The 13,074-nt window shown below is 62.2% G+C and carries 10 protein-coding genes; 5 read left to right on the forward strand and 5 right to left on the reverse strand.

All coding sequences use genetic code 11. The annotated features are described in order from the left end of the window. Nucleotides 1–69: 69 nt before the first annotated feature. Genes pabB through rloA form a run of 4 tightly spaced genes read right to left on the reverse strand, consistent with a single transcriptional unit; the run spans nt 70 to nt 4,474 of the window. Nucleotides 70–1,413 carry an aminodeoxychorismate synthase component I gene (gene pabB, locus JBE38_RS00515; RefSeq protein ID WP_205343331.1) on the reverse strand — a complete coding sequence of 448 codons (1,344 nt, stop codon included), beginning with the start codon at nt 1,411–1,413 and terminating at the stop codon, nt 70–72. Then, the gene (locus tag JBE38_RS00520; RefSeq protein ID WP_060756243.1) at nt 1,414–2,400 is read right to left on the reverse strand and encodes an alpha-L-glutamate ligase-like protein; all 987 of its coding nucleotides are present in this window, start codon (nt 2,398–2,400) and stop codon (nt 1,414–1,416) included. Then, nucleotides 2,400–3,932 carry an osmotic stress tolerance membrane protein RloB gene (gene rloB / locus JBE38_RS00525; protein WP_060756242.1) on the reverse strand — a complete coding sequence of 511 codons (1,533 nt, stop codon included), beginning with the start codon at nt 3,930–3,932 and terminating at the stop codon, nt 2,400–2,402. The genes JBE38_RS00520 and rloB overlap by 1 nt, the downstream gene beginning before the upstream one ends. A gap of 5 nt (nt 3,933–3,937) precedes the next feature. Beyond that, nucleotides 3,938–4,474 (reverse strand): retropepsin-like aspartic peptidase RloA, encoded by a 537-nt coding sequence (rloA, locus tag JBE38_RS00530; protein ID WP_205343332.1) that lies wholly within the window; start codon nt 4,472–4,474, stop codon nt 3,938–3,940. Between the two features lie 272 nt (nt 4,475–4,746). Here rloA and JBE38_RS00535 point away from each other — a divergent pair, with 272 nt between their 5' ends. From JBE38_RS00535 to prpF, 5 genes are all read left to right on the forward strand, one after another. Further along, nucleotides 4,747–5,442 (forward strand): GntR family transcriptional regulator, encoded by a 696-nt coding sequence (locus tag JBE38_RS00535; RefSeq protein WP_060756240.1) that lies wholly within the window; start codon nt 4,747–4,749, stop codon nt 5,440–5,442. 11 nt (nt 5,443–5,453) lie between these two features. Then, a complete protein-coding gene (gene prpB, locus JBE38_RS00540; RefSeq protein WP_060756239.1) occupies nt 5,454–6,347 on the forward strand; it encodes a methylisocitrate lyase in 894 nt (297 codons plus the stop codon). Nucleotides 6,348–6,389: 42 nt separating this feature from the next. Next, nucleotides 6,390–7,517: a bifunctional 2-methylcitrate synthase/citrate synthase gene (prpC, locus tag JBE38_RS00545; protein WP_060756238.1), complete on the forward strand. Its 1,128-nt coding sequence runs from the start codon at nt 6,390–6,392 to the stop codon at nt 7,515–7,517. A 194-nt stretch (nt 7,518–7,711) separates the two neighbouring features. Next, the gene (gene acnD, locus JBE38_RS00550; RefSeq protein ID WP_205343333.1) at nt 7,712–10,306 is read left to right on the forward strand and encodes a Fe/S-dependent 2-methylisocitrate dehydratase AcnD; all 2,595 of its coding nucleotides are present in this window, start codon (nt 7,712–7,714) and stop codon (nt 10,304–10,306) included. An 11-nt stretch (nt 10,307–10,317) separates the two neighbouring features. Next, nucleotides 10,318–11,508 carry a 2-methylaconitate cis-trans isomerase PrpF gene (gene prpF / locus JBE38_RS00555; RefSeq protein WP_205343334.1) on the forward strand — a complete coding sequence of 397 codons (1,191 nt, stop codon included), beginning with the start codon at nt 10,318–10,320 and terminating at the stop codon, nt 11,506–11,508. Nucleotides 11,509–11,737: 229 nt separating this feature from the next. On the opposite strand, the gene JBE38_RS00560 is transcribed toward prpF, so the two are convergent. Further along, nucleotides 11,738–13,060: an ABC transporter ATP-binding protein gene (locus tag JBE38_RS00560; RefSeq protein ID WP_060756235.1), complete on the reverse strand. Its 1,323-nt coding sequence runs from the start codon at nt 13,058–13,060 to the stop codon at nt 11,738–11,740. Nucleotides 13,061–13,074 lie beyond the last annotated feature (14 nt).

Below are 13,074 nucleotides of genomic sequence, written 5' to 3' on the forward strand. Positions count from 1 at the left end.
ACGGGTGTTCTGATTCAGATTTTTTCTCGCCGGGATCCTTTCTTTCGAGACGCTGGGTTGGCAGGGACGCTACAGGTTTTCCAACGTTTGCAGCAACACCCGCACCTTCGTCAGCGATTCCTGATACTCCGCCTCCCACTCTGAATCAGCGACAATCCCGCCGCCGCCCCAGCAGCACACCTGCCCATCCTTGACCAGCAGGCTGCGGATGGCGATGGAGCTGTCCATCTCGCCACGCACGTCCAGGTACATCAGCGAACCGCAGTACAAACCGCGCCGCGTCGGCTCCAGTTCGTCGATGATCTGCATGGCGCGGATCTTCGGGGCGCCGGTGATGGAGCCGCCGGGGAAGCTGCCGGCGATCAGGTCGAGGGCGTCTTTGTCGTCGGCCAGCACCCCTGTGACGCTGCTCACCAAGTGGTGCACGTTGGGGTAACTTTCCAGGCTGAACAACTCCGGTACTTTCACCGAGCCGATGCGGCAGGTGCGGCCGAGGTCGTTGCGCAACAGGTCGACGATCATCAGGTTTTCGGCACGGTCCTTGGGGCTGGCCAGCAACTCGGCGGCGTTGGCGGCGTCGTCTTCGGGCGTCAAGCCGCGGGGGCGTGTGCCTTTGATCGGGCGGGTTTCGACCCGGCGTTCGCTGATGTGCACAAAACGTTCGGGCGACAGGCTCAGTACCGCGCCATCGTCCGGCAGGCTCTGGAAACCGGAGAAGGGCGTCGGGCAGGCTTGGCGCAGCGCACAGTAAGCGATCCACGGGTCGCCAGCGCAGGAGGCCCGGAAGCGCTGGGTGAAGTTGACCTGATAGCAGTCGCCGGCCTGGATGTAATCCTGGATGCGCACGATGGCCTGCCGGTACGCCTCGGCGCTGAGGTCGGGCGCCATGGGCCCCAGCAGCGTGAAGGGCGCCCCTGGCTCGGCCACCGGTTGGCCGAACAGCGTGATCAAGCGCTGTTGCTCGCTGTCGGCCAATGCCGGATGGAATACAAGCTGGCTGGTTTGTGCCTGATGATCGCTGATCAACGCCCAGGCATACAGGCCGATGCGCGCATCCGGCAGGTGCAAGTCATCCGCCGCAAGGTGCGGCATTGGCTCCAGGTGCCGACCAAAGTCATAGCTCAGGTAGCCGATCAGCCCGCCGGTAAAGGGCAGTTCATAACCGGCAGGCAGATCCGCCCGACCCAGTTGCGCAAGGTTTTCCCGCAAACGCTGCAGGAAACCGTCACCACTTTCGTCAGGTAATACCGTCAGCGTCGCTTGCGGCCAAGCGCTGAGCAGGTCATAGCGCCCACGCTCGGCCGCAGGTCGGCCGCTGTCCAGCAGCACGGCCCCAGGCGCGTGGCGAATCGCCGCAAAATACTCGGCGGGGTTGGCCCGGTAGGGCAGTGGGTGTACGGAACAAGTCAGCATTTAGCCTTCAACCGGTGGGATATGCCCAAACATTTCCTGCACGATTTTCACCCGCTCCTGCGGGGTTTCCGTCACGCCGGCCGACTTCAACGCTTCCAGCCGCGCCTCTACCGCATGGGTGCGCAGGGTCAGGCCGCAGTCGTTGGCGATCTGGATATTCAGCCCTGGCCGGGCATTGAGCTCAAGGATCAGCGGGCCTTTTTCCTGGTCCAGCACCATGTCCACGCCGATATAACCCAGCCCGCACAACTCATAGCAGCTGGCGGCGAGTGTCATGAAACCGTCCCAGTAGGGCAGTTGCACACCGTCCACGGCATTGGTGGTATCGGGGTGTTTGGTGATGATGTTGTTCAGCCAGGTACCGCGCAGGGTCACGCCGGTCGCCAGGTCGACGCCGACGCCGATCGCGCCCTGGTGCAGGTTGGCCTTGCCGCTCGACTGGCGAGTGGGCAAGCGCAGCATGGCCATGACCGGGTAGCCCATCAGCACGATGATGCGGATATCCGGCACGCCTTCGTAGCTGATGCTTTTGAAGATCTGGTCGGGCACCACGCGGTATTCGATCAAGGCGCGATCGCGGTGGCCACCCAGGGAATACAGGCCGGTGAGGATGCTGGAAATCTGATGTTCGATTTCCTCATGGGTCAGCAACCTGCCGGATACCGTGCGATAGCGCCCTTCAAAGCGGTCGGCGACCACCAGGATGCCATCACCGCCGGCGCCCTGGGCCGGCTTGATCACGAAGTCGCTGCGCCCATCGAGGATCTCATCGAGCTTGTCGATTTCCTTTTCGGTGGAAATGATCCCGTACATTTCCGGCACATGGATGCCGGCGGCGATGGCGCGCTCCTTGGTGATGATCTTGTCATCCACAATCGGATACAGGCTGCGCTTGTTGTACTTGAGCACATAGTCGGCGTTACGCCGGTTGATGCCCATGATCCCCCGCGCCTCCAGGGCCTTCCAGGTTTTCCAGAAGCCGAACATTATGAATCAGCCTTGAGGAAGGCCTTGAAACGCACCAGTTCGGTCAGGCGGTAGCCGCGATAGCGCCCCATGGCCAGCATGAAACCCACCAGAATCAACAGGATCGCCGGGAAGGTGAACACGAAGTAGATCAGTTCCGGCACGCTCATGATCAGGTGCGCCAGGGTTGCGGCGAACAGTGTGCCGATCGCCACTTTCAATGCATGGGTGGCGCCGCGCTCTTCCCAGGTGATCGACAGGCGTTCGATGGTCATGGTCAGAATCACCATCGGGAACAGCGCCACCGACAGCCCGCGTTCCAGCCCCAGCTTGTGACTGAACAGGCTGATGGCCGCGATCAGCACCACCACGAAGGTCAGCACCACCGACAGCCTGGGCAGCATCTGCAGTTTCAAGTGTTCCAGGTACGACCTGAGCGACAGGCCCAGCGCCGTGATGATGGTGAATAACACAATACCGAAGCCCAGCTGCGTCTCGCGGAACGCCAGGGCGATCAGCACCGGGGTAAAGGTGCCCAGGGTCTGCAGGCCGATCAGGTTGCGCAGGATCAGGATCACCAGCACGCCGATCGGGATCATCACCATGATCATGAAGGTCTGCTGGGTTTGCAGCGGCAGCCCGTACAGCGAGTATTCGAGGAAGTTGGCGTCGGTGTTCTCATCGGTCAGCTTGGCCAGGCGAATGGCGTTCATTTCGCTGTTGTTCAGGCTGAAGGTCACGGCGGCTTTCTTGCCACCCTCTACCGTGATCAGGTTTTCATCGCCGGTCCACCACAGCAGGCGGTCGGCCGGCAGGCCCTGTTCGCCGGTTTCCGGGTTGAAGTACAGCCAGTCATTGCCATTGAAACTGCGCAGCCACAGCTCCGGGGTCTGCGGTTGGTCGGCCACCAGGCGCAGGGTGTGCACCTTTTCGATCGGCACGTGGGCAATCGACAGCAGCAGCTCGACGATCTTGGCCTTGTGCGGTGTCGACGGGTCGCCGGCCAGCAGCAGCTTCACATTATCGTCGTTGAGGTTGTTGGTGCGCTTGATGGCCTCGCCGATAAACGTCTCGACGTCGGCCGAGTGCTGGCGGATCGGCGCGAGCAAGGCTTCGGCGGCGATCTTTTCCGGGCCTTCCACGGCGATGCTGTCGCGGAAGGTCGGGCCCTTGACCTTGAGCTTTTCGCCGCTGTAGCGCTTGGTCAGCACGAGGCGGTAGTACAGGGTTTGCTTGCCCTTGGCCCGGCGTGCCGACCAGGTCACCTTGCGGTTGCCGTCGGTACGGTTGACGCTCACCCCATAGTTGTTCGAGATGAAGCTTTCATTGAGGCTGACGAAGTCGCGGCTCAGCGGCGGCACGAACATCGAGATTTTGACCGGGTCCTTGGGGTTGGCGACGAACTCGACCTTGGCGTCGATGTTCCACAAGTCGTCAGTGGCGTCCTCGGTCACCGGGATACCCAACACGAAAATCTGGTAGGCGGTGACCGAAATACCCAGCACCACCAGAATGGTGATCAGGATTTTCAGGTGCAGGGTCAGAGAGCGCATTCGGTTTACTCGGCGGTATAAGCGTCGGCGGCGCAGGCAGGTTTGCCCGCTGCGTATTTGAGACTGGGGTCGACCAGCGCATCAAAGCGTTTCAACGCTTCGGAGCCGATCAGCAGCGGATATTGGAATGCGCTGCGGTCAGTCAAGTTCACTTCGATGCTGCGTATCGTGGTGCCCATGCAGACATCCAGGGCTATCACCGGGCGGGCGGTGTAGTGCTTGTCCTCATCGGGTGAGTAGTCACCGGCGCGGCGCTTGATCTTGCTGACGCGGGCCAGGGGCAGTTCGATGGGGTGGGAATGGGCGGTGTCGATAGCCAGGTAAAAGCGCACCCAGGACTCGCCATTGCGCTTGAAGCGCTTGATATCGCGGGCGCTGAGCGAAGCGGTCTTGGCGCCGGTGTCGAGTTTGGCCGCCACTTCCAGGTCGATCCCGGTCAGCTTGGCGTATTCATTCAGGCCATACACGGTCTTCTCGGCGCCTGCGCCAAGACCCGATACGCAAATCAGGCAAATCAATAGAAGGAAGGGCTTGAGTCTCATAAATCCTGAGGCGGTGCCATGCGATGTTCAATTCAAGGCGACTGGCATTGCTGCGCAAACTCCCTCGTGCGCCGTTTCATCAGGAGATGTCAGGCGAAAGCGGCGGGCATTCTAACATGATGCTTTTGCGACGCCAGCGCTGGCAGGCGGCCATGCCCCTGGAAGGTGCGACAGGGGCTATTAGACGATTGTCGACAATATGTATTTATTCTTTGACTATCAGGGGCTGATTAGCTAGTTTTTGCGGCATTGCTTTTAAAGGTGTCGACAATATGCTGGATCAACTGGAAAGCCCAGTGATGGCGCAAGACGATTCCCAGACCATGTCCGAGAACGTCTTCCGGCGTATCCAGGCCGCCATCGTCAAGGGTGAGATCGCCCCCGGCAGTAAGATCTCCGAACCGGAACTGGCGCGCACCTACGGCATCAGTCGTGGCCCGCTGCGTGAGGCGATCCACCGCCTGGAAGGCCAGCGCCTGCTGGTGCGTGTGCCGCATGTCGGTGCCCGGGTGGTGTCCCTGAGCCATGCCGAGCTGATCGAACTCTACGAAATCCGCGAGTCCCTCGAAGGCATGGCCTGTCGCCTGGCCGCCGAGCGCATGACCGACGCCGAAATCGAGGAGTTGCGCCAGGTACTGCACACCCATGAACGCGACGAAGCCTTCCAGGCCGGCCTCGGTTATTACCAGCAGGAAGGCGACTTCGACTTTCATTACCGGATCATCCAGGGCGCCGGCAACCGCACCCTGACCCAAATGCTCTGCGGCGAGCTGTACCAGTTGGTGCGCATGTACCGCATCCAGTTCTCCGCGACGCCCAATCGTCCACGCCAGGCTTTTGCCGAGCATCACCGCATTCTTGACGCGATCGCCGATCGTGACGGTGAACTGGCGGAGTTGTTGATGCGCCGTCATATCGGTGCCTCCAAACGCAACATCGCCCGTCACTTTCCAGACACTACCCCCTAACGAGGTGAGTCATGAGTTCCACTAACAACAGCACTCCAGGCCAGCGTTTCCGTGACGCGGTCGCCAGCGAACAGCCTTTGCAGGTGGTCGGCGCGATCAACGCCAACCACGCCCTGCTGGCCAAGCGCGCCGGCTTCAAGGCGATCTACCTGTCGGGTGGCGGGGTGGCTGCCGGATCCCTGGGCGTACCGGACTTGGGGATTACCGGCCTGGATGACGTGCTGACCGACGTGCGCCGCATCACCGATGTGTGCGACTTGCCGCTGCTGGTGGACGTGGACACCGGTTTCGGGTCCTCGGCGTTCAACGTGGCGCGCACCGTCAAGTCGATGATCAAGTTCGGCGCGGCGGCCATCCATATCGAAGACCAGGTTGGCGCCAAGCGCTGCGGCCATCGTCCGAATAAAGAAATCGTGTCCCAGCAGGAAATGGTCGACCGCATCAAGGCCGCCGTGGACGCGCGCACCGACGACAGCTTCGTGATCATGGCGCGCACCGACGCGCTGGCGGTGGAAGGTCTGGAGTCCGCCCTGGAGCGTGCCGCCGCCTGCATCGAGGCCGGTGCCGACATGGTGTTCCCGGAAGCCATCACTGAGCTGGAGATGTACAAGCTGTTCGCCTCCCGTGTGAAGGCCCCGATCCTGGCTAACATTACCGAGTTCGGCGCGACGCCGCTGTACACCACCGAACAGTTGAAATCTGCCGATGTTTCCATCGTGCTGTACCCGCTCTCGGCCTTCCGCGCCATGAACAAGGCCGCCGAAAACGTCTACACCGCGATCCGTCGCGACGGTACCCAACAGAACGTGATCGACACCATGCAAACCCGCATGGAGCTTTACGATCGCATCGACTACCACACCTTCGAGCAGAAGCTCGACGCGTTGTTTGCCGCGAAAAAGTAAAGCGGCATGCCTCCCTAATAAATTCAAGATTGGAGAACGAACATGGCTGAAGCAAAAGTACTGAGTGGCGCCGGCCTGCGTGGCCAGGTCGCCGGGCAGACCGCACTGTCCACCGTGGGCCAGGCCGGTGCCGGCCTGACCTATCGCGGCTACGATGTGCGCGAGCTGGCCGCCGAGGCGCAGTTTGAAGAAGTCGCCTACCTGCTGCTGTACGGCGAATTGCCGAGCAAAGCCGAATTGGCCGCCTACAGCGCCAAGTTGAGCAAGCTGCGCGACCTGCCGCAAGCCCTCAAGGAAGTGCTGGAGCGCATCCCCGCCGATGCCCATCCGATGGACGTGATGCGCACCGGTTGCTCGTTCCTGGGCAATATCGAGCCGGAGAAGGATTTCAGCGTGCAGCGCGACGTCACTGACCGCCTGCTCGCCGCTTTCCCGGCGATCATGTGCTACTGGTATCGCTTCAGCCACGACGGCCAACGCATCCACTGCGTGACGGATGAGCCGACCATCGGTGGTCACTTCCTGCATCTGCTGCACGGCAAGAAGCCCAGCGACCTGCACGTCAAAGTGATGAACGTGTCGCTGATCCTGTACGCAGAGCATGAATTCAACGCGTCGACCTTCACTGCCCGCGTATGTGCGTCGACTCTGTCCGACCTGTATTCCTGCGTCACGGCGGCCATCGGTTCGTTGCGCGGCCCGCTGCACGGGGGGGCCAACGAAGCGGCGATGGAAATGATCGAGCGTTTTTCGTCCGCGCAGGAGGCCGTCGAAGGCACCCTCGGCATGTTGGCGCGCAAGGACAAGATCATGGGCTTCGGCCACGCGATCTACAAAGACAGCGACCCGCGTAATGAAGTGATCAAGGGCTGGTCGAAAAAGCTGGCTGACGAAGTGGGCGACACCGTGTTGTTCCCGGTGTCCGAAGCCATCGACAAGACCATGTGGGAGCAGAAGAAGCTGTTTCCCAACGCCGACTTCTACCATGCCTCGGCCTACCACTTCATGGGGATCCCGACCAAGCTGTTCACCCCGATCTTCGTCTGCTCGCGCCTGACCGGCTGGGCCGCGCATGTGTTCGAGCAGCGTGCCAACAACCGCATCATCCGTCCAAGCGCCGAATACATAGGCGTCGAACAGCGCAAGTTCGTGCCAATCGAACGTCGCTGAATGGGAGATTGGCGGTCCTGAATGGGTAACCGGATCAAATGTGGGAGGGGGCTTGCTCCCGATAGCGGTCAGCTACAGATGTATCGACTGGCAGTCCGCCTTCGCGAGCAAGCCCGCTCCCACATTTGGATCTCATTCCAATTCCGGATGCACGCCGGTTCTCCTTTTGTAGCCACCGTGACCGAGTCCTGACGATGAACACTGAATTTCGCAAACCGCTACCCGGCAGTCGCCTGGATTACTTCGACGCTCGTGCGGCAGTCGATGCAATCAAGCCTGGCGCCTACGCCACCTTGCCTTATACCTCCCGCGTACTCGCCGAGAACCTGGTGCGCCGCTGCGACCCGGCCACCCTCAACGCGTCCCTGGGCCAGTTGATCGAACGCCGGCGCGACCTCGATTTTCCCTGGTTCCCCGCGCGCGTGGTGTGCCACGACATCCTCGGCCAGACCGCCCTGGTCGACCTTGCCGGCCTGCGCGATGCCATCGCCCAGCAAGGCGGCGATCCGGCTCAGGTGAACCCGGTGGTGCCGACCCAACTGATCGTCGACCACTCCCTGGCCGTCGAAGCCGGTGGTTATGATCCGCAGGCATTCGAAAAAAACCGCACCATCGAAGACCGTCGCAACGAAGACCGTTTCCACTTTATCGAGTGGACCAAGAAGGCGTTCAAGAACGTCGATGTGATCCCGCCAGGCAACGGCATCATGCACCAGATCAACCTGGAGAAAATGTCTCCGGTGATCCAGGTGCGCGACGGCGTGGCGTTCCCGGACACTTGCGTCGGCACTGACAGCCACACGCCGCACGTCGACGCACTGGGCGTGATCGCCATCGGCGTCGGCGGCCTTGAAGCCGAAAGTGTGATGCTGGGCCGCGCCTCATGGATGCGCCTGCCGGAAAGCGTCGGCGTCGAACTGACCGGCAAGCTGCAACCGGGCATCACCGCCACCGACATGGTGCTGGCGCTGACCGAGTTTCTGCGTAAACAAAAGGTCGTGGGGGCGTGGCTTGAGTTCTTCGGTGAAGGGGCTTCGGCGCTGACCCTGGGCGACCGCGCGACCATCTCCAACATGGCCCCGGAATACGGCGCCACGGCGGCGATGTTCTACATCGACCAACAGACCATCGCCTATCTGAAGCTCACCGGCCGCGAAGACGAACAAGTCACCCTGGTGGAGCAATACGCCCGCCACACCGGCCTGTGGGCCGATGACCTGAAGAGCGCGCAATACGAGCGTGGCTTGACCTTTGACCTGTCCAGCGTCGTGCGCAACATGGCGGGGCCGAGCAACCCGCATGCGCGCGTGGCGACCCGGGACCTGGCATCCAAAGGCATCAGCGGCGAGTGGGACGAGGTTCCCGGCCAAATGCCCGACGGCGCGGTGATCATTGCGGCCATTACCAGTTGCACCAACACCAGCAACCCGCGCAACGTGATCGCTGCCGGCCTGCTGGCGCGCAACGCCAACAAGCTGGGGCTGACGCGCAAACCCTGGGTCAAATCTTCGTTGGCGCCGGGTTCGAAAACCGTGGCCATGTACCTGGAAGAGGCCGGCCTGGGCCATGAACTGGAAAAGCTCGGCTTCGGCGTGGTGGCGTTTGCCTGCACCACCTGCAATGGCATGTCCGGCGCCCTTGACCCGGTGATCCAGCAGGAAATCATCGATCGCGACCTGTACGCCACGGCCGTGCTCTCGGGTAACCGCAACTTCGACGGGCGTATTCACCCGTACGCCAAGCAAGCCTTCCTCGCCTCGCCGCCGTTGGTGGTGGCCTATGCGATTGCCGGCACCATCCGTTTCGATATCGAGAAGGACGTGCTGGGCCTGGATGCCTCGGGCAAGGAAATCCGCCTGCAAGACATCTGGCCGAGCGACGAAGAGATCGACGCGGTCGTCAAGGCTTCGGTCAAGCCGGAGCAGTTCCGCCAGGTCTATATCCCGATGTTCGCCATCCACGAAGACACCGGGCCGAAAGTCGCGCCGCTGTACGACTGGCGCCCGCAAAGCACCTATATCCGCCGCCCGCCGTACTGGGAAGGCGCGTTGGCCGGTGCGCGGCCGCTCAAGGGCATGCGCCCGCTGGCGGTGCTGCCGGACAACATCACCACCGACCACCTGTCACCCTCCAATGCGATCATGCTCGACAGCGCCGCGGGCGAATACCTGGCGAAAATGGGCCTGCCGGAAGTCGACTTCAACTCTTATGCGACGCATCGCGGCGACCACCTGACCGCACAGCGTGCCACCTTCGCCAACCCGAAACTGTTCAACGAAATGGTGGTTGAAAATGGCAAGGTCAAGCAGGGCTCCCTGGCGCGCATCGAGCCGGAAGGCAAGGTCTCGCGGATGTGGGAGGCCATCGAAACCTACATGGAGCGCAAGCAACCGCTGATCATCATTGCCGGGGCCGACTACGGCCAGGGTTCCTCCCGCGACTGGGCGGCCAAAGGCGTGCGCCTGGCCGGTGTGGAAGCGATTGTCGCCGAGGGTTTCGAGCGCATCCACCGCACCAACCTGGTGGGCATGGGCGTGCTGCCGTTGGAGTTCCTGCCGGGCACTGACCGTCACACGTTGAACATCGATGGCAGCGAAACCTATGACGTGGTCGGTGCACGCACCCCGCGTGCGCAACTGACGCTGGTGATCCATCGCAAAAATGGCGAACGTGTCGAAGTGCCGGTGACTTGCCGCCTGGACACTGCCGAAGAAGTATCGATCTACGAGGCGGGCGGCGTGTTGCAGCGCTTCGCCCAGGACTTCCTGGAATCGGCGGCCACCGCCTGAAGAGGATAACCATGGCACACGCAGCGCAAATCAGGATCCCCGCCACTTACATGCGTGGCGGCACCAGCAAGGGGGTGTTTTTCAGCCTCGAGGACCTGCCCGAAGCGGCGCAGGTGCCGGGCGCCGCGCGCGACGCCTTGCTGCTACGGGTGATCGGCAGCCCCGACCCGTACGACAAACAGATCGATGGCATGGGCGGCGCCACATCGAGCACCAGCAAGACGGTCATCCTGTCGAAAAGTACCCGCGCCGATCACGACGTGGACTACCTGTTCGGCCAGGTCTCCATCGACAAACCCTTTGTCGACTGGAGCGGTAATTGCGGCAACCTGTCGGCAGCGGTGGGTTCGTTCGCCATCAGCGCCGGGCTGGTCGACCCGGCCCGCATACCGCACAACGGCGTGGCCGTGGTGCGGGTGTGGCAGGCCAATATCGGCAAGACCATCATCGCCCATGTGCCGATCACCGACGGCGCCGTGCAGGAGACCGGTGACTTTGAACTGGACGGCGTGACCTTCCCGGCTGCCGAAGTCCAGCTGGAGTTCATGGACCCGGCGGCGGAAGAAGAGGGCGGCGGCGGTTCGATGTTCCCCACCGGCAACCTCGTCGACGACCTGGAGGTGCCAGGTGTCGGCACCTTCAAGGCGACGTTGATCAATGCCGGTATCCCGACGATCTTCATCAACGCCGAAGATCTTGGCTACACCGGCACCGAGCTGCAAGGCGCGATCAACAGCGACCCGAAAGCCCTGGCGATGTTCGAGACCGTGCGGGCCTACGGCGCGCTGCGCATGGGCCTGATCGAGAACCTGGAGCAGGCCGCTCAACGCCAGCACACGCCGAAGGTTGCGTTTGTGGCCAAGCCTGCGGATTACGTGTCATCCAGCGGCAAGGCAATCAAGGCTGCCGATGTGGACCTGCTGGTGCGCGCGCTGTCCATGGGCAAGTTGCATCACGCGATGATGGGCACGGCGGCGGTGGCGATTGGCACGGCGGCGGCGATTCCCGGCACCTTGGTCAACTTGGCGGCCGGCGGCATGGCGCGCAATGCGGTGCGCTTCGGGCATCCGTCCGGCACGTTGCGCGTGGGCGCCGAGGCCAGCCAGGTAGAGGGTGAGTGGGTCGTCAAGAAAGCCATCATGAGCCGCAGTGCACGGGTGTTGATGGAAGGCTACGTGCGCATCCCCGGCGACGCCTTCTAAAGCCCGACATCAATCCAGTGTAGGAGGAACAAGCCCAAACTCTGTAGTGAGCGGGCTTGCCCCGCGCTGGGTGGCGCAGCCGCCCCAACAAAGACGCCGCGGTATTTCAGAAGGACCGAGGTGCCTGGCTTTGGGGCGGCTGCGCCCCCCAGCGCGGGGCAAGCCCGCTCACTACAGATGATGTGTTCTACATCCCACCCTTTAACACTTTTAGCGTGGTGTTCTCGGTTTACATGCTGCCCTCGACATCCTCCAGGCTGAACGTCTCGGTGTGGTCGTCGTAGGAGAAAATCTCCGCATAGCGTCCCCACGCCACCACGGTTTCCAGGGTTTTTTCCACGAACGCTTCGGTCATCGAATCCTCCAGCTCTTGCTCGAAGCGCACCCGAGGGGCGCGGTGCCCGCTGCGTTCAAGCAATACCTGATGAATGCGTGCGGCCAGCGGTACGTGCTGGATCAAATGTTCGGCGAACAGGGTCTTGCGTTCCTGGGTGCCGTAGTCGGCGAACAGCTTGCCGGCGTCGGTGAGGGTGATGTCGGCGCCCTTGAGTTCGGCAAAGCCCAGGTGCTCCAGCATCTCCGCGACCGGGAACAGGTCGTCGACTTCCAACAGGCCCCGTTCGGCCACGTTGGGCAGGCCGGCGTGGCCGTTGTAGGGCTCGGCGGCCAGGGTTTCGATCAGGCCGGCCATGAGGTTGGTGGACACTTCCGGCAGCAGGCTGCTCATCTTCAGTTCGGGCTTGCCGACGCTCGCATCGGCGCTGCGTCGGTCGGTCATCAGGGCATAGATGTCGTCGACCATTTGCCGGAAAGTCGGGTCCAGCCGGTTACGCGGGTGCGCAAACGGCACCTTGATCTCGGCGACCACGCGCCCGGGGTTGGACGACAGCACCAGGATGCGGTCGCACATCAGCACCGCTTCCTCGATGTTGTGGGTCACGATCAGGATCGACTTGATCGGCAGTTGCTTGCCGCTCCACAAATCCAGCAAGTCGGTGCGCAGGGTTTCGGCGGTGAGCACATCGAGGGCCGAGAACGGTTCGTCCATCAGCAACAGGGTCGGGTTGACCACCAGGCCACGCGCAAAACCTACGCGTTGGCGCATGCCGCCGGACAATTCACGGGGGTAAGCGTTTTCGAAACCGTCCAGGCCGATCAGGTCGATGGCGGCCAAGGCGCGCTTGCGGGCTTCCTTGCGCTCGACTTGCAGGGCTTGCAGGCCGGCTTCCACGTTTTCCAGGACAGTCAGCCAGGGAAACAGCGCAAACGTCTGGAATACCATGGCGACGCCTTCGGCCGGGCCGGTCAGCGGTTTGCCGTGGTATTTCACGTCCCCCGACGACGGTTGGATCAGGCCGGCAATAATGCGCAGCAGCGTCGATTTACCTGAGCCGGAGCGGCCGAGCATGCCCACGATCTCGCCTTCGTGCAGGCTCAGGTCTACGCCGCTGAGCACTTGCAGCTCTTCCTTGCCTTTGCCGAAGACCCGGTTCACGTTCTTCAGCGAGTAAATTTCTGGGGTGTCGGCAGTGTGTTCGGTATAGGTATTCATCACAGCGAATCCCA

Origin of the sequence: Pseudomonas sp. ICBG1301, assembly GCF_016918385.1 — a bacterium.
Taxonomy (GTDB): Bacteria; Pseudomonadota; Gammaproteobacteria; order Pseudomonadales; family Pseudomonadaceae; genus Aquipseudomonas; species Aquipseudomonas palleroniana.

What these genes read in the sequence shown, in the direction of transcription:
- prpB (WP_060756239.1), top strand. Translation starts at nt 5,454, where the DNA reads ATGAGTTCCACTAACAACAGCACTCCAGGCCAGCGTTTCCGTGACGCG.
- pabB (WP_205343331.1), bottom strand. Translation starts at nt 1,413, where the DNA reads ATGCTGACTTGTTCCGTACACCCACTGCCCTACCGGGCCAACCCCGCC.
- rloB (WP_060756242.1), bottom strand. Translation starts at nt 3,932, where the DNA reads ATGCGCTCTCTGACCCTGCACCTGAAAATCCTGATCACCATTCTGGTG.
- JBE38_RS00535 (WP_060756240.1), top strand. Translation starts at nt 4,747, where the DNA reads ATGCTGGATCAACTGGAAAGCCCAGTGATGGCGCAAGACGATTCCCAG.
- prpF (WP_205343334.1), top strand. Translation starts at nt 10,318, where the DNA reads ATGGCACACGCAGCGCAAATCAGGATCCCCGCCACTTACATGCGTGGC.
- acnD (WP_205343333.1), top strand. Translation starts at nt 7,712, where the DNA reads ATGAACACTGAATTTCGCAAACCGCTACCCGGCAGTCGCCTGGATTAC.
- rloA (WP_205343332.1), bottom strand. Translation starts at nt 4,474, where the DNA reads ATGAGACTCAAGCCCTTCCTTCTATTGATTTGCCTGATTTGCGTATCG.
- JBE38_RS00520 (WP_060756243.1), bottom strand. Translation starts at nt 2,400, where the DNA reads ATGTTCGGCTTCTGGAAAACCTGGAAGGCCCTGGAGGCGCGGGGGATC.
- JBE38_RS00560 (WP_060756235.1), bottom strand. Translation starts at nt 13,060, where the DNA reads ATGAATACCTATACCGAACACACTGCCGACACCCCAGAAATTTACTCG.
- prpC (WP_060756238.1), top strand. Translation starts at nt 6,390, where the DNA reads ATGGCTGAAGCAAAAGTACTGAGTGGCGCCGGCCTGCGTGGCCAGGTC.